This is a genomic window from Hymenobacter cavernae, assembly GCF_014641455.1.
Taxonomy (GTDB): Bacteria; Bacteroidota; Bacteroidia; order Cytophagales; family Hymenobacteraceae; genus Hymenobacter; species Hymenobacter cavernae.
Window position 1 is genome coordinate 502,740 of record NZ_BMHT01000005.1, and the last position, 17,005, is coordinate 519,744.

Sequence of the window (17,005 nt, forward strand, 5' to 3'; positions counted from 1 at the left end):
ATCTAATTACGACATCAACTTACTGTTGCACCACGGCAATCTTGCTGATGCAGCCCTGGTTGCCGTCGGCGTCGGAGGAAAGCACGAGGTATACGCCCGACTGCACCTTGCGGCCTTTGTAGTCGGCCAGGTTCCAGGTGATCGTGCCGCCGTTGGCGCGCGTCTGGTACACGAGGGCGCCGGTAATATCCGTGATTTTAACTAAAGCATTGTTTGCCAGGCCCGAAATACCCACCTCACCCGTGAAGTTGGTGCGCACGGGGTTCGGGAATACATTGGCGCAGCTAGGTTTGCCTTCGGTGATGGTGGCGCTGCCGCGGTAAGAAGCTAAGCCCGCATCCGTCAGCACGAATACGTCGCCGGTTTTGTCGTTCACGGCTACATCAATGATGCGGTTGGAGGGCAAGGGGCTGTTGTCGGTGGTGAAGTGCAGCAACGCTTCGTCGGCGTCTTCGGTGAACAGCCACAGGCCGCGCTCGGTACCAAACCACTTCCGGTTACCGCCATCGACGGCAATGCAGAGCACGGTTTCACCTCTAAGCGCTGGAAACCCAACTGTTTCACCCCGGCGCACAATAGGCACCTGAAAACCAGTAGTGCTGCCCGGCACAAAAGCCTGGCTAGGATCAGTGAATACAGCCACGCCGCCGTTCAGGTTCGACTCCAGGCCCGCCCAGATAGCGCCCTTACGGTCCTTCACAATGGCATACACGTTGTTACTAGGTAGACCGCCATTCGAGGCGTTGTAGGCCTGGGTGATCTGCGTAGCCTCATCGTAGGCGACAACGCCTGTGCCGCCTTTCCGCGCCGCTGAAGCCCATACACCTTTGTAATCATCTAATACAATACGATCAAGGTTATCTGAGCCAAGAAAATAAGGCAAGCTGCGCCAAGTACTAGCCGAAGGCGTGAAAACGTGTACGCCAGAACGACCCAGTATCTCATGCCGATTCACAACCCATACATTCCCATCAGCATCGGTAGTTAAGTCCGTAACACGGGTATAATTTATATCTCCTTTGACGTCCTTCTCTGGAGCCCTCAAAGGACTATTTGTTGGATTATACACCTTAAACTCACCGGGACCTTTCCACTCCAGCAAGCCGTCTCCGTAGCTTGCCACGTAGAGCGTTCCGTCGGGCGTGCGCACCCCATGGGTCATGTCTTTCGGGTTAGGAAACTGGCCTAGGTCCGGGAAGTTCTCCTTTGTGTAGTTGGTCCATTTTCCGTCGCGGTACTCGTAAAAGCCTTGCTTGTTGCCACTTTGTTCGTAGCTGCTCTTGAAGCCACCCGTGAAAATATCAACGGTGTTTGTGGCCCGGTCAGCCAGCAAGCCGAAGGCCGTGACATTGGCCGGCGCATTCGTAGCAAAGCTTTCAAAGTTTTGCCCGCCATCAGTGGTTAGTAACAAGCCATTCTTATAATCTGCCACAAACAACATCCCCCCTTTTGCTCGCAACACATCCCGCGGATCTGGAGTCTGGCTTTTAGGTAAAAGCGTATAACGCCCAGCATTACTCAACAAACCTACCCCAGCATCTGAAGCAATCAATAACCCTGTACGTGTTGGACGCAGACGCCGAAAATCGTTGGTATAGGTATCAGGAACCTCCTGCCAGCCAGCACTGCTCCCTTTGTACACGAACAAAACAGACTGATTCACCCCCGCATAAACCTGATTATTTTGGGTAGCCAGCGTTTTGTAGAAGTCACCACTGCCTTTGCCACCTAGCTGGTTGATCGTCCAGCGGGTATAGTCCAGCAAGTTATCAGTGAGCAGACCATGCATGATGCCGATAGAAGTAGCAGCAAACAAACGGCCGTTTGCCACGGTGGTAGCATACACACGTACGCTCGAACCACTGGGTCCGATGTTGCCGTAGCTTTCGCGCACCTCCAGCTTGGTCATATCGAACAAAAGCAGCCCAAAATCACACGAGAGGTAAGCCGATTTACCACTGAAGTAAATACTGTTGATCGTTTTGTTGCCGGAAATCTGCTTGCGCAGTACATCCGTCACGTTTCGGATCGAGCCATCAGCACCCAGTACATCAATGTTCCCGCTTTTGTAGGCAATCAGCGTCTGCTGGCTCACTGAATCGTAAGCGACGGTGCTCACGCCTACGTCGCTCAACCCGTCGCGGCGCGTCAACATCCGCGTGGTATTCAGGCTTTTATCGTAGTAAAAGAAAGCATCTTCGGCCGCTACGTATACCCGGTCGCCGGCATCGGTCACGACGCGGGCGCGGTTGTTAGGCACGTACAGCTGCCAGTCGCCGTACGCCGCCATGGTTTGGGCGCTGGCGGTATAGGCACCTAGGATCAGCAGTAAAATAGTAAACCAACCGGACCGGCGGCAAACGGGTAGCGAACGATTCATCGGCAGAAGATAGGGCGAAAGAACGGTGGAAGATAACGCGCCGGTCTCAGATTTAGTGCTTGGCCGCCACCCGGATCGGCTCGGGGCTTTTTTCCTTCATTCCTTCCAGAAAGCACGGCCGGCAGCGCGCCTCGTAGGAGTCGGTTTCGCCCAGCAGGATCTTATCTTCGGAGGCGGCAATGCGGAAGGAATAGGAGGCAATTTCGCCGCAGCACACGCACACGGCATGGACCTTGGTCACGAATTCGGCCACGGCCATCAGCGCCGGCATGGGCCCGAACGGCTTGCCGGTGTAGTCCATATCAAGCCCCGCCACGATGACGCGGGTGCCCCGATCGGCCAGCTGATTGCAGACGTCTACCAGCGACTCATCGAAAAACTGAGCTTCATCGATGCCCACTACGTCGCAGCCGCTGGCCAGCAGCAGAATCTCCTGGGCCAGCGCCACCGGCGTCGAGCGGATGCTATTGGCATTATGCGACACGACATCCAGCTCGTGGTAGCGCTTGTCGAGGCTAGGTTTAAAAATTTCGACTTGCTGACGCGCAATTTTAGCGCGGTTTAAGCGACGAATCAGCTCCTCCGTCTTCCCCGAAAACATAGAGCCGCATACCACTTCAATCCAGCCCCGGCGGGGTATGTCGCGGCTCGTGCCAACGCGTGGTTCTATAAACACAATAGAAAGTGACTGAGTGAGTGAATGACTGAGTAACAAACCAATGGCGTAGCCAGCTGGCCTGCTTTCGCTCAATTCTAGCAGCCGAAATTACAACTTTATGCCCGGAAGCCGGCGCGTTTTTAACCTAGGTTATGCTTTCCCAAACGTACCACTCAGTGACTCAGTCACTCCCCTACGCTTCCGAATAGCGTACGTGGGGCAGCTTGGTAGCCTCAGGCACCCGACCGACTACGGTGCCTTCCGCCAGCCGCGCCTGGCAAGTGAGCCGTTCGTGCGCTAAAAGACGGCCGGCAGCACGGTAGCGCAATTCGGTATCCGTAAGCGGCGTTAGATTAGCCAGCCCCTCCACTACTTCCACCCGACACGTGGTACACCGCCCTTTGCCGCCGCAGGCGTGCAGCCAGTCGTAGCCGGCGCCTTGCACCGTGGCGAGCAGCGTGGCTCCCGCGGGCACGGGCAGCACGGCCCCAGGCAGGTTTTGTACAATCAGAGTGGGCATCTTTCCTTAAATTGCCAGTTGAATCAGGCCCTCAAATGAACGATAAATATAGCCAGGCAAAGCGCGAACACTACGGTCGCCTTCTTGCCGCTCACCTCTGCCAGCAGTACTTTGCCGCGCCCGCCATGCCGCCCACGGCGACGCTCGATGGGCCGGCCATTCTGCGCTTCACGCCTATCCGGCAGGTCAATCTGTTCGTCGTCCAGCAGCTGCTCGCGCAATGGACCGCCGAAATGGCCCGTCTGCGCAGCCCTTATTTCGACTTTGAAGCCCCCGACGTTCGCGTAGCCCTCACGCAGTTCATGAATGTGCTCTCGCGCCGCATCAAGCTCACGCGCACTGCTTTTGAGCCACTGCTGGCGCAAGCCGTAACGGATACGTTCAACGTGGTCATGGACCCGACGGCCACCTTCGACCAGAAGTTGCTCAACGCGCAGCCAACCGCAACGGTGGAGCAGCTCCGCGATGCCCTGCGCTACCTGGATGTGGAGAAGGCACTGTACCTAGGTTTTCTGGATACGCTTACGCCCGGTACGCCGCTGGAGCGCCGCTTCCTGCTCACCGGCTTTCAGCAATATCAGGAGGAAAATCCCTTGAATGAGGAAGCGCTGGCCAATCTGATCGGCGAGTTCAACGCCTTGCTCCCACTTACCGAAGCCGACCTGCGCGAAGATGCTCCGGTGGCACAAACACTTGATTCTAAGAACCTAGGTACTCCTAAGCTAGCTGACGCGCTGAAGCCTGAACCGCAACCCGTGGTGGCACCCACACCACCTGCCACTCCGACGTTCAAGCCAGTGGCCGCACCGGTTGCTACGGCGGTTGCAGAACCTAGGTCGCCCTCTGTTTCTCAGCCGGAAGCGCCACGCCGCCCCTTGGTGGAAGCCGCCCCGGCAACTGCGGTTCCACTGTACGAAAAGCTCAAAGCAGAACGGCCCACGGGTGCGTCGCTGAGCGAAACGCTGCGCCCGGAACGCCCCAGCGGCGCTACGTTGGCCGAAAAAGCCCCGAAGGTAGAATCACTCCGGGAAGCTATTTCGATTAATCAGCGCTTTAGCTTTATCAATGAGCTGTTTAACGGGGAGAACATGGAGTATCACGCCGCCATTCAGCACCTCGACGGCCTGCCTAACGCCGATGTGGCGCGGCGCTATGTAACCGAGGACCTAGCTCAGAAATACGGCTGGGTGCGCAAGGAAGAGCACGTCAATAAGCTGCTGAAGCTTATTGAACGAAAGTTTGCTTAACTCCTGCTGCGCGTGTCTTCGTTGCTGCTACCTAGCCTGAAATTACGTTGGCGCCAGCTGCTGCTAGTGTACCTGTTCGCCGTGGGTATGGTGGCGGGCAGCGCCTACACCATGTACGTGCACTACGACTTCTCGCACTCCATCGACACGCGCAGCTACCTGCGGGTGGCCCGGGGCGAGTTTCGGGGCAACAGTCTCACGCGGCGCTACCGTGTGCTGGTGCCGGCTGTAGCAGCAGCCGTAGCGTGGCCGTTGGAGCAGGTTTATACCCGCATCTGGCCCCAGCGTGCCACCTCCGAATGGCCATTACGCCTAGGTTTTTACCTGGTAAATACGCTGCTATTAGCTGCCGCCGGCCTGGTAATCTTTCAGACGTGCCTGCTCTATGGCGCCACACCCGCCGCCGCGCTGCTGGCCCTGGTGGCCGTTCTCACGAGCCGGTGGGCCGTTTACCTGGCCGGTCTGCCGCTCGTTGACAGCCTGTATGTGCTGGTGTTTGCGCTGGGTTTCTACGTAGCGCGCAGCGGCTCACGGGCGGCGCTGATAACCTGTATTTTGCTAGGTCCGCTTGCCAAGGAATCCTTCGTATTTCTGGCGCCTTGGCTGCTGGTGTTTGGTCAACGTGCTTTGCGCTGGCCCTGGCAGCTGCTATGGCTGGCACTAGCGGGCACGCTCACGTACGCCGTGCGTCATTGGATTGACCTACAAGCCGGTACAGAGCCGCAGGCGAGCGTTCAGAACGCGTTGAATCACGTTGAGAACATCTCGTATTCCCTGCACCGGCTGTTTTCGGTGAAAGGTGCCGGGGAGATTTTCAGCATCTTTGGCTTCTTCACGCTGGTGCTGCTACTCGGTTTGCGTGGTGGTCAACCTAGCCGGCGGTCCTGGCTGCACCCATTGGGCTGGGCTAGCTTGTGGCTGGGCCTTGTGGTGATGGTGCACATGCTGTTGTCCAGCGAGTTAGCCCGCATGGGTTACTTGTTTTCACCGGTATTTGCAGTAGCCTTCAGCTTAATTCTGACGCGGCATCCCTCGTTCCAATGGCTGCGAGTTAGTGTGGAAACGGAACGCTAAAACGCACTTGGTCGCGCGCTGAGCAACGCTACCTAGGTCTACGGTAGTCTAGCTTTTCTAGCGCACCAGATCCTGCTTACGATACGCGTCGATAGCCAGCAGAATAAACAGCAGCGTCGTGAATGACCACAGCGACGAGCCGCCGTAGCTGAAAAATGGCAGCGGAATGCCCACTACCGGCGCTAGGCCGATCGTCATGCCGATGTTGACGGCAAAGTGGAAGAAGATAATACTTGCCACGCAGTAGCCATACGTGCGGCCAAAAACGGATTTTTGACGCTCCGCCACGTACAGAACGCGAGCTAATAGCGTCATAAACAGAATGATAACGACAAGGCTGCCAACCCAGCCCCATTCTTCGCCCACGGTGCAGAAGATGAAGTCGGTGCTTTGCTCCGGCACGAAGTCGAACTTGGTTTGGGTGCCTTCCAGGAAGCCTTTGCCGACCAAACCGCCCGAGCCAATGGCAATCTTGGATTGGGTCACGTTCCAGCCCACGCCCAGCGGGTCGGCCGACGGGTTGATAAGCACCTCGATGCGCTTGCGCTGGTGCGGCTGGAGCACGTTGTTGAAGAAGAAGTCAACGCCAAATACCATCCCGATAACGACGCCCCACACGCTCAGGGCCAGTGGCAAGTGGTGGCGCAGCACCCGCGAGTTGAACAGGAAAACCAGACCTAGCATCACCGTAAACGCCCCGACCAGCCATAGCTTCGGCACCAGCAGCGCGAGAATAAGAATAGCACCCGCCGCGGCTAACACAATGAGAATCAGCGGCGACATACCTTCGCGGAAGTAGGCGAGCAGGAATGCGCCAAACACCAGCGCCTGTCCGGTTTCGTTGGAGGCGATGATGAGCAGCGGCGGCAGCAGCGTGAGGCCCGCCAGCACGAGATGGTCGCGCCAGTGTTGGTGGCGCAGGTTGGTACTTGCCATGAAGCGTGACACGGCCAGTGCCGTCGTAAACTTCGCAAATTCAGCGGGTTGCAGACGCACCGGACCTAGCTCCAGCCACGAGCGGGACCCCGCAATAGGTCGCGCTATCACCATCGTGACCAGCAGCAGCACAATCATGCCGCCGTAGAGCCCGAAGGCGAAAGTGTCGTAGGCCTTGTAATCGATAACCACTAGCACCACAATCAGTACGACGGCCGTACCGATCCAGAGGATCTGCTTGAACCAGTTGAACTGCATTAGTTCACTGAAGCTCAAGCTAAAAGCATTGGATGGTGCGTCGGGCGAATAACTAGCCGCGTATACATTCAACCAGCCGACGAATACCATCAGCAGGTAAATCCCGACGGTAATCCAATCAATGCTACGACTATAGCGGGCGGGTAAGGAAGGCATTGAGGAAGTAATTACGAAATAAGAGCGGCTTCACAAGCGCTCATCCTGCTCGATTTATCGAAGGCAGTTAATGATGCCGAGACACGAAGCGGTCAGCGCTGCCGGGCAGCCACTCCTCCCACTTTTTGCGCACTACTTTGCCACGCAGGTATTTCTCAATCATAAGCGAGGCCAGGGGAGCGGCGGAGTTGCCACCAAAGCCTGCGTTTTCGATGAAAACCGCAATGGCAATCTTCGGATCTTCGACCGGGGCGAAAGCAGCAAAGGTCGCGTGGTCGGCGCCGTGGGGATTTTGCACGGTGCCGGTTTTGCCCGCCATCGAGATGCCGAACTGAGCTAGGCTGGCAAAGTTGCCGGTGCCACCGCGGCCATCCACCACTTCCTGCATTCCCGGAATGATTTCCTCAAAGTGCTGAGGTGCGACGCTGGTATAATGCCGCTGCTGGTACTCCGGCAACGGACCACTGTTGCCGATACCGCGTACAAAATGCGGCGTGTAGTAGTAGCCTCGATTGGCAATAGTAGCCAGCACATTCGCCATCTGCATCGTCGTGACACCCATCTCGCCCTGTCCAATAGACAGCGAATAAATAGTCCGAAAGGTCCAGCGCCGATGGTACAACTTATCGTAAAAATCGGAAGTAGGAATCCGGCCTTTCGTTTCCGAGCCCATGTCGACACCTAGCTTATCACCTAGCCCAAAGGACATTACATGTCGTCGCCATTCTGTCAGACCTAGGCGCGTATCTTCAAAGCGGTTGCGCGAGCGGCCCCGCATCACTGCGGCCCGCATCACTTGGTAGAAATAAGGATTGCAGCTATTCTTGATGGCAATGCTCACGTTGCTCGGGTACTCGTGGCGGTGTGTGCACTTCACCAGGCTCCAGTTGCAGGGGAAGCCCGTGGCAGGCGAAACAACCCCCATCTGCAAGGCGACCAGCTCATTCACAAGCTTAAAGACCGAACCCGGTGGCTGCGGCGCACCTAGCGGGCGGTTGTAAAGCGGCCGTTCCTTGTTGTTGAGCAGATCCATGTAGCGGTTGCCCATACCCTTCCCCGTCAAAGCGGCTGGCTCGTAGGCCGGAGCCGAAACGCAGGCCAGAATCTCGCCTGTCTTCGGGTCGAGGGCTACCACCGAGCCACGCTTGCCGGCCATCAGCATCTCGCCGTACTGTTGCAAGTCAATATCAATGCTGGTGTGCAGATCCTGCCCGGCCACGGAAAGCGTATCGAACTCGCCACCCCGGAAGGCGCCTTTCTCGATGCCGCGCACGTTCACCATGCGATACTTCACACCGCGGCGGCCCATCAGTTGCTTCTCATAAAACGACTCCAGGCCGCTGCGCCCCAAAAATTCGTTGGGTTGGTACTTAGCGTATTTGGGGTTCTCCATCAGTTTTGGCGTGATGGTGCCCACGTAACCTAGGGTGTGCGCTAGGTTTTGCGTTTCATACGCCCGCGCCATCCGCGCCTGAATGCTGAAGCCGGGAAAGTCAATCAGGTTATCCTGAATGGCGGCCAGCTCCGGCGTGCTCAGGTTCTGCACCAAGGGCGAAGCCTTCACGCGCGAGAACTCTTTGGCTGCCTTCAGCCCTTCACGCACCTCCTCCACCGACATCTGCACCACCTGGCAAAAGCGCGCCGTATCGAGGCGCTTCACTTCGCGCGGCACCACCATCAGGTCGTACACGGGCGTGTTCTGCACCAGCAGCTTATTGTTGCGGTCGTAAATCAGGCCCCGGTATGGGGTCTGCACGATGCGCTGTAGGGTGTTGCGGTCGGCAGCTAGCTTGTAGCTGCCATCGAGCACCTGAATGTAGAAAAGACGTGCCCCAAACACCATCGCCACCACCAGGAAGATGGCCTGCACTACGTATTTGCGTCCTTCGAGGTATTGCAAAGCGAATGAAACGGAAGGTAAGAAATTCCCGACCCACCGGCCGGATTTGCAAAGATAACGGGTTGTTAGTTAGAAGTAAATCAACCGCTAACCAGCAATAACCATTTATCGACCGCTCCGCCTGGTTGGGAAGAGCAGGAGCTGGATGATCAGCATCGTAATTCCCGTGAACAGCGTGCTCACGACGATTTTGCCGAGCGTCAGACCTAGCACGCGGAAGCTACCTAGCTCCAGTAAAAAGAACGCCGCGTGGTGCAAAACCACCAGAAGACTCAGGTACACCACGAACCACTGCCAACCCATCTGGTGGATGTTCACCGAATCGGCCGCTTCGTAGCCCTCGCGCGGCGTGAGCAGCCGTAGCACCCACGGCCGCAGATAGCCCAGCAATACCGCCGCAGCTGCGTGTACGCCGCCCGTATCGTAGAAGATGTCCATCGTCCAGCCCACCACGAAGCTCAGCACCAATTGCAGCACGATGGGCGTGCTGATGGGCAGAAACAACAGGAAACCCAGGTAGAAAAAGCACCAACCTAGGTCGAAGAGCACCAGCTTGCTGGCTAGCAGCACGTGCACGCCCACGTAGAGGGCAAAGCGCAGCAGTTGCAGAATGATGACGCCTACTCCCCTCATGGCCGCTCCTCCTCCGTCAGCTTCTTGCCAGCTCGGACTTCCACCGTATCGCGCTCGGCTTTGTGCCGGTTGCTGACCACGTACACGTACGTCAGGTTAGAGAAATTCACAGCTAGCTTCACCCGCACCGTCCAGAAGTTCTTGTCCGGCTCCTTCACAAAGGAGTCGATGGTGCCAATCAGGATGCCTTCCGGGAAGACCGCATTGTAGCCCGAAGTCACGATTGTGTCACCGCGTACCAACAAGTTTTGCCGCGGAATCTGGTCAAGCAGCGCATGTGTCGGGTCATCGCCCAGCCATTTGATGCTGCCAAAAGTGTCATCCCGCTGAATACGGGCCGAAATAGCCGTTTTGGAATGCAGCACCGAAGTAGCCGTGGCGTAATGCTCGCTCACTGCTTTCACCCTCCCCACTACCCCAGCAGCAGCCAGCACGCCCATGCCCGGCTTCACGCCTTCGTTGGCGCCGGCATTAAGCGTGATGTAGTTGTCCACACGGTGCAGCTCGTTATTAAGCACGCGGGCCGGAATAAGCAGGTATTCAGGATCAGCTAAAGGAAGTTGCCGCAAACCTAGCAGTACCGAGTCGCGGCGACCGGGGCGCAGCGGTGGCGGCGCGGCCAGGCTGTCGGGCTGCCGACTAGCTAGGTCGGAGCGGTAAAGCTGCTGCCGCAAGGCCGCGTTTTCGGCGACCAAACCGCGGTTCACATCCACTAAGCGGAAGTAGTCGTAGATGCGCGTCCGCGTTTCCAGCACCCGCCCCGCGTACGCATTGGCCGAGTTGAAAAACGCGGCCCGCTGATACGAGCTGTTCTTAATCAGCAAGTACAAACTCAACACCTCCAACAGCCCGAACACCAGAATACCCCGGTAGCGGAAAAGGAAGGCGAAAAGATTGCGCAAGGCGGTAAGTTGAATTACTAAATGGCCGAATGGTTAAATGGCTGCGGCCCCAAAAAGCCACCCATTTAACCATTCAGCCATCTAACGACACAAATTAAGTTAAAAGTACACCTCGGAAACCATCCAGGTTCTTGATGGTGGCACCGGTGCCACGCACTACCGCCCGCAACGGGTCCTCGGCAATGTGAATTGTGAGCTTAGTTTTTGCGGCCAAGCGTTTATCAAGGCCACGCAGCAGTGCCCCACCGCCAGTCAGGTGAATACCGTTGTCGTAGATGTCAGCAGAAAGCTCGGGCGGACTGATTTCCAGCGCTTTGAGCACTGCTTCCTCGATCTTAGCCACCGACTTATCCAACGCAATGGCAATTTCCGAAGAGGTTACTTTAATCACCTTCGGGATGCCGGTCATCAGGTCGCGGCCGCGAATTTCGTAGTCGGCGGGCGGGTTATCTAGCTCCGTAAGAGCGGCACCCACTTCGATTTTAATCTTTTCCGCCGAACGCTCGCCGATGAGAAGGTTGTGCTGACGGCGCATGTAATCCAGAATATCCTGGTTGAACACGTCGCCGGCCGTCTTAATCGACTGGTCGCACACGATACCCGACAGCGCGATAACCGCAATTTCGGTGGTGCCGCCGCCGATGTCGATGATCATGGAGCCAACCGGCTGCTCTACGTCGATGCCGATACCGATAGCGGCCGCCATCGGCTCCTGAATCATCCAGACCTCCTTAGCTCCGGCGTGCTCGGCGGAGTCACGGACGGCGCGCTTTTCTACTTCTGTGATGCCCGACGGAATGCAGATGACCATGCGGTGGGAAGGCTGAAACAGCCGCCGCCGCGCATCAATCATTTTGATCATCCCCTTGATCATCTCCTCAGCCGCGTGGAAATCAGCGATAACACCGTCCTTTAGCGGCCGAATAGTTTTGATATTATCGTGGGTCTTCTCGTGCATTTGCTGCGCTTGCCGGCCCACGGCGATTACTTTATTCGTAGTTCGGTCTTTGGCGATAATGCTGGGCTCATCCACCACGATCTTGTCGTTGTGGATGATGAGCGTATTAGCCGTGCCCAGGTCAATGGCAATGTCGCTCGTGAGAAAGTTGAAGAAGCCCATTGAGTAGCGGCAATTAAAAGAGAATGGGCGATTTGCGCCCTGGCAAAGTGGGCGCAAAAGTAAGCAAGTTTAGTCGAAGCACCGCGGCCCTTTCCGCAAGCCCTTTCTCTCTTCGCTAAACAGTATATTATAAAAGTTAAGAGAAAAGTACCGCCCGCTTCTGGCTTCTTTGCGTGGCAGACAGCAAGCACCACTAAATTATAAGTCTGATAGACTGTCCCTTATATTACCAGCGCAGCGTTTTTTAACCGAAGCTAACCTAGTTCTCCACTTGTAAAGTACAAAGCTAGGTTACGGTTAAGCTCTACGCGTGCTGCACGAGTTCTTCAAACGACTCCATAATCTTGTCGATGGCCAGGTAACGCTCGGCGTAAGCGCGGGCGTTTTTGCGCTGCTCGGTGGTGTCGGCTGCCAAGGCTCGGCGCAGACCTTCGTTCAAGGCCTGCTGGTTTTCGGCTTCCACGAGCAGGCCCATGTTGTACTTCTGAACCAGTGTATGCAAGCCCGAACCAGGATTTGCCGTGATGAGCGCCAAACCACCAACAGAAAGAATGGTCGTGAGCTTGGAAGGCATCACCAAGTCGCTGGCCGTGGCTTTCTGAATCACCAGGTGAATGTCGGCTAGGTTCAGGAACTGATTGAATTTCTCATGCGGCTGCAACGGGAAGAAGATGACGTTCTGAAGCCCTAGCTCAGAGGCTAGGTTTTGCAGCTTTTCCTTGTAAGGCCCCGAACCGCAGATGATAAACTTAACTTCCTGCTGATTCTGGAATTCTTTTGCCGCGTACAGAATTGCTTCTAGGCCTTGCTTTTCCCCAATGGCACCCGAATAAAGCACTATTTTATCGGTAGGCGCAAAACCAAAATCACACTTTACGCTTGCTTTATCCGTAATAGGATAAAATAAATTAACATCAGCCCAGTTTGGAAGCAGGAAAATATCCTTCTTTGCCTTTTCCTGAATTCTGGCAACCATTCCTTCCGATATGCTGCTGACGTAATCCGCTTTATCAAAAATATATTTTTCAAAGCTCAACAAAGCATTAATTACTTTCTCCGATTTTATCATCTGCAAATCACGGGCAGCCTCAATCTGCATATCCTGTATATGATAGAAAAGCTTCGCATTTTTAAATTTTTTATACAGAATACCTAGGATACCAAATTGAAAAGAAGGCACCACAGTCACAACAAAATCGAACTTCTTTGCCGGTAGCAGCTGTAATAGCTTAAAAAAAGCCGATAGCAGAAACGACAAATCCAGTAAGATCCTTTTAACGCCTGATGGCTTAGCGGGCACGTACATCGGGCACCGATACAACGTTATGCTACCGCCTGATGAAAAACCTTTACGCTCCGTTGTATAGCCAAACCTATTTTTGTGATACGGCTCCTGCACCTTCCAGTAAGGATAATAAGGATACGTCGTGATAACGGTACAATCGTAGCCTTTTTCCGCCAGCCACTGAATCATTTCGCCGCTGTACTTACCAATCCCGGTAGGTTCGGGATAAAAATTATAGCCGATGAGCAGAATCCGTTTTTTCATTTTATGATAGGATGTTTTTGCTTCTGCATCCTAGGTGTGCATTAATAGTGCAGAAGCAGATGAAGCAAAAAGCACAAGCGGCTTATTCCTACGGCTTTTAGAATATAGCAACGTCGTGCTACGCGCTCATTGTACGCTTGCGCACGAATGTCGCCGGGTTGCCTGCGTAGATTTCCCAGGCACCTAGGTTCTTGGTAGCTACCGAGTTGACCGTCAGGATAGCATGCGACCCACAGACAACACCCGGACAAACAACGGCGTGCGCCCCAACCCAAACCCCATCTTCCAGCTTGATTTTTCCGAGTCGGTAAGGGAAGCTGCTGATTGTATAGTCGTGGTTGCCGGTGAGCAGCATCGCACCTTGCGAAATACTCACGTTGCTTCCTATTTCAACGTCCTCAAGGTTATCAATCCAAACTGATTCTCCAATCCAGCAATTGTCTCCAATAACTAACCGCCACGGGTTTTTAATCCGCACGTTCGGCTTAATCACTAATCCTTTCCCAACTTTAGCACCAAACATTCGGAGTAGCACTTGCTTCACCTTATAAGGCCACGGCAGCGCACTATCCAGAATATAGTAATTCAGAAAATACCAGATTAGCACCTTCAGTTTAGGGCCGGCTTTGTAGTCACCAGTTTCAAATTTTGAAAGATCAGTTTGCATTTAGGCGGAAGCGTTTAGGACAGTTTATTTAATAAGCTATGCGCGTATCTATTACTTAAAATAGTATTCCACAGTAACAACCCGATAAATGCACCGAGCACATTTAGCAATACATCATCAACATCAGGAACTCCAACTCTCCAGGCATACTGCGCGCCTTCTATCAACGCGCTAATAAATAAGCTTATTACCAGGATGTATTTCTCATTAGCTACTTTAAATAAGCTAGCCAGGAAAAATGGAAGCGGAATGAATAGTGCTACATTTCCAAAAAGATTAGAAAAGAAATTCCACCGCCCTGTCGCTTCCGATTGAAAAGACTCAATCGTTCTTACTACAGGAATTAAATTCACCAATCCGTCGTGCCAGACAATAATATGCCTTCTTCTGGCAAAGAAAACAATATAGCCTACGACAAGTATGTAAAACAGAAATAAGAACCACTTCAGCAATTTCATCTGATCAAGTTAAAAGTAGTTCAGCAAGCAGGTTTCGTGAAGGGCTGCTACGCGGAGGAATGACCTCACAAGCTAGCTTTGTGGACACTAGAATTTACTTGGCTATAGCCTCCAGCAAGCGGTTCGCGGCCGGACCCGTTGCGAAGTTTCTGACGAAGCAAGCGCGGGCGTGCTCCCCCATTGCCAGCTTCTCCTCCGGTGACAGCTGCATCCATTGCGCTAACATCGCTTGCGCACCGTCAGCGGTATCATCGGCAACAATCCCGCCACCGGCTTCCTCAATTTCCCGCCAGATATTCACCTGATTAGAGATAAGGACCGGCTTACGACAAGCCAACGCTTCTACCACGGCAATACCAAAGTTTTCCTGGTGACTGGGCAACACGAAGGCTTCGCAGTGGTAAAACGCGCCCCATTTCGCCAGCCCCGTGAGCATGCCGGGAAAAGAAATAACTGCCTGCGGATTTTTATTGCCGGAAGCCAGCTGCTGCATCTGCTGCCCATAGGCAGTTTCCAGCCCCGGTCCCGCTACTACCAGCTGCGCGGGATCATTCTTCTGCGGTAGCGCCGTAGCAGCAACCGGCACAGGCTCAGCAGCTATTTTCAAGTACGCATTCAACAGGAGATCAACGCCTTTCTTCTCGTGAATCCGGCTCAGGAATAGCAGATAAGGCTGATGCTCAAGCTCTGGACAGTGCTTCAGGAAAGCGTCGCGCATGGCGGGCGTATACGCCGGCGGCTCCTCCACTCCTAGCCCCACTACCACATCGCGCTTCGGGTGATATGGGCGGAATGGCTCGCGGGCCAACAAGCGCTCGGCCTCGCAAGTGAAAAGTATCGCATCGGCGTTGTTAATAACGCGCCCTTCAATCAGCTTCCAATAGGCCCAGTTTCGCAACGCCTTTATTTTCCGGCCAGTAGCTCGCTGAAAATACGGATCGAGCATTCCGTGCGGCATGATGTAGAGCCTAGGTACTGGTCCTTGGCTTTTAGCCTGACGAATTGCCTTTTCTACGGCGTAAGTCGGATAAAGCCAGAGCCCATGCGCAATCACACAGTCGAAGTGTGCAAAGTTATCTAAGAGCCACGGAATCAGCTTAGCGCTGTAGCCCCATGGCCCTTTGGCGGGCCCAAGTGCGTGCGTGCGGAAGGAATCATCAGCCAGAAAGGAAGCATCCGGCGCATCCAGGCTCACCACTTCGTTATCTACACCTAGGTCGGCCAACCCCGCAACAATTGTTCGAACTGCTTGGCATACTCCCCCCATCTTGGGATCCATTCCGGCAATAACATGGAGTACCTTCATGCGTTCTATTCGTCTTTGTGAGAGTGTCGCTAGTAATTAGAGGCTCCTGCTTACTACTCACAAATTAGCATCTCAATATAATAGCGCATAAAAGTACAAAATAATTAGTAAATTCTGCTTTTACAATTCATTTATTACTTAACTCTTGGCTTTATTATTCCATCCGCATAAAAGATATTTACGGCATCAATTCTCATCTACTGACTTGCTATCTAGCAAATACGCACTTACGTAAAACAGAATAGTTTGGGTGAGCGTTTGCCGGCGCACTCCGTTCTTTATATTATTCAATAAAAATGAGAATCTTTTGTACTTAAACAAATTAATAAAGTCTTTAACAACCTTTAGCTGCTTAGTACCTAGCTCTACTCGGTAAGCATTAACTAGCGCTTCCGCCATTAATAGTTTATTCTTAACATCTTTGAGATTACTTTTTTTTATAGCTATTCGTTCGAACCTTCCCCAAAAAGAATCATCATCAAAGCTTCCGGATAGATTATTCCCGTGCTGCCGGTAAAAAATTGTTTTTCTATCTAGGTAAGCAATCCTCCCTAGCGCACTTGCAACCAGCGCAATCCAGTAATCATGATTTTCCGCGATAGTTGGTATCGTTCCTACCACATCTGCAAGCCGCCTGTTGAGCATCATTGTGCACCCATATATCGGGTTCTGAGCCAGTAGATGGCAAAGACGCAACTCGTTGATCTTTGCAGCTTTGAAATCCCGCCTCGACTCTATAATACGCAGACTAGCATCTACGTAATTGAAGTTAGTGTACACTAGCAGTGGTAGGTTTCGACCGTATTGCTGCTCCTGCTGAAGCATTTTCGTTAGCGTGCACGCTATCTTATCAGGCAGCCAGAAGTCATCTTGGTCGCACAGCATAATGTAGCGTGCGTGTTTTGCCTTCTGTAGCAGCTCATTAAAATTCAAGGCTGCGCCAATATTATTAAGCTTGTCTTCTACAACAGATATCTTTTCCGGATAACGTCTTTGATAACCAGCTATAATATCAGGAGTAGAATCGGAAGAATTATCATCTCGTATTATTAAATACCAATTGGAATACGTTTGATTAATAACACTCTCTAACTGTTCTTCAATATAATGAGCGCCGTTGTAGGTTGCCAGCAAAACAGTAACACTAACAGCATCTTCATTTTTCATCATGGCACTTTATCACCCTTGTACTTAAGAAAATACCCTTTCCTTATAAGTCCACGCAAAGGATGACCCATTTA

Annotated in this window: 15 protein-coding genes; 2 read left to right on the forward strand and 13 right to left on the reverse strand. The window is 53.6% G+C overall.

Going from position 1 to position 17,005, the window contains the following annotated elements:
• Nucleotides 1-19: 19 nt before the first annotated feature.
• From porZ to IEX74_RS15740, 3 genes are all read right to left on the reverse strand, one after another.
• Nucleotides 20-2,380, reverse strand: coding sequence for a type IX secretion system anionic LPS delivery protein PorZ (gene porZ / locus IEX74_RS15730; protein ID WP_188814966.1), 2,361 nt, complete (start codon nt 2,378-2,380; stop codon nt 20-22).
• Nucleotides 2,381-2,432: 52 nt separating this feature from the next.
• Entirely contained in the window at nt 2,433-3,056 is a 624-nt protein-coding gene (locus IEX74_RS15735) for a thymidine kinase (RefSeq protein WP_188814967.1), read from the reverse strand.
• Between the two features lie 175 nt (nt 3,057-3,231).
• The gene (locus tag IEX74_RS15740; protein WP_188814968.1) at nt 3,232-3,558 is read right to left on the reverse strand and encodes a 2Fe-2S iron-sulfur cluster-binding protein; all 327 of its coding nucleotides are present in this window, start codon (nt 3,556-3,558) and stop codon (nt 3,232-3,234) included.
• Between the two features lie 35 nt (nt 3,559-3,593).
• On the opposite strand from IEX74_RS15740, the gene IEX74_RS15745 reads away from it, so the two are divergent.
• Nucleotides 3,594-4,805 (forward strand): DUF8457 domain-containing protein, encoded by a 1,212-nt coding sequence (locus tag IEX74_RS15745; protein WP_188814969.1) that lies wholly within the window; start codon nt 3,594-3,596, stop codon nt 4,803-4,805.
• 12 nt (nt 4,806-4,817) lie between these two features.
• Nucleotides 4,818-5,879 carry a hypothetical protein gene (locus IEX74_RS15750; protein WP_188814970.1) on the forward strand — a complete coding sequence of 354 codons (1,062 nt, stop codon included), beginning with the start codon at nt 4,818-4,820 and terminating at the stop codon, nt 5,877-5,879.
• A 57-nt stretch (nt 5,880-5,936) separates the two neighbouring features.
• Here IEX74_RS15750 and rodA read toward each other — a convergent pair whose 3' ends face one another.
• The 10 genes from rodA to IEX74_RS15800 form a co-directional block, all read right to left on the reverse strand.
• Nucleotides 5,937-7,229, reverse strand: a complete 1,293-nt coding sequence (gene rodA, locus IEX74_RS15755) for a rod shape-determining protein RodA (protein WP_188814971.1) — start codon at nt 7,227-7,229, stop codon at nt 5,937-5,939.
• Between the two features lie 67 nt (nt 7,230-7,296).
• Nucleotides 7,297-9,129: a penicillin-binding protein 2 gene (mrdA, locus tag IEX74_RS15760; protein WP_188814972.1), complete on the reverse strand. Its 1,833-nt coding sequence runs from the start codon at nt 9,127-9,129 to the stop codon at nt 7,297-7,299.
• A 105-nt stretch (nt 9,130-9,234) separates the two neighbouring features.
• Entirely contained in the window at nt 9,235-9,762 is a 528-nt protein-coding gene (locus IEX74_RS15765; protein WP_188814973.1) for a hypothetical protein, read from the reverse strand.
• Entirely contained in the window at nt 9,759-10,664 is a 906-nt protein-coding gene (gene mreC, locus IEX74_RS15770) for a rod shape-determining protein MreC (protein ID WP_188814974.1), read from the reverse strand. The genes IEX74_RS15765 and mreC overlap by 4 nt, the downstream gene beginning before the upstream one ends.
• Nucleotides 10,665-10,758: 94 nt before the next feature.
• Nucleotides 10,759-11,784 (reverse strand): rod shape-determining protein, encoded by a 1,026-nt coding sequence (locus IEX74_RS15775; RefSeq protein WP_188814975.1) that lies wholly within the window; start codon nt 11,782-11,784, stop codon nt 10,759-10,761.
• A 304-nt stretch (nt 11,785-12,088) separates the two neighbouring features.
• Nucleotides 12,089-13,333 (reverse strand): WcaI family glycosyltransferase, encoded by a 1,245-nt coding sequence (locus tag IEX74_RS15780; protein ID WP_188814976.1) that lies wholly within the window; start codon nt 13,331-13,333, stop codon nt 12,089-12,091.
• Nucleotides 13,334-13,451: 118 nt separating this feature from the next.
• Nucleotides 13,452-14,000 (reverse strand): WcaF family extracellular polysaccharide biosynthesis acetyltransferase, encoded by a 549-nt coding sequence (locus IEX74_RS15785; protein WP_188814977.1) that lies wholly within the window; start codon nt 13,998-14,000, stop codon nt 13,452-13,454.
• A 14-nt stretch (nt 14,001-14,014) separates the two neighbouring features.
• Complete coding sequence (locus IEX74_RS15790; RefSeq protein ID WP_188814978.1) at nt 14,015-14,458, reverse strand: VanZ family protein; 444 nt, start codon at nt 14,456-14,458, stop codon at nt 14,015-14,017.
• Nucleotides 14,459-14,552: 94 nt separating this feature from the next.
• Nucleotides 14,553-15,737, reverse strand: coding sequence for a glycosyltransferase (locus tag IEX74_RS15795; RefSeq protein ID WP_229755320.1), 1,185 nt, complete (start codon nt 15,735-15,737; stop codon nt 14,553-14,555).
• A gap of 213 nt (nt 15,738-15,950) precedes the next feature.
• Nucleotides 15,951-16,934 (reverse strand): glycosyltransferase family 2 protein, encoded by a 984-nt coding sequence (locus IEX74_RS15800; protein ID WP_188814980.1) that lies wholly within the window; start codon nt 16,932-16,934, stop codon nt 15,951-15,953.
• Nucleotides 16,935-17,005 lie beyond the last annotated feature (71 nt).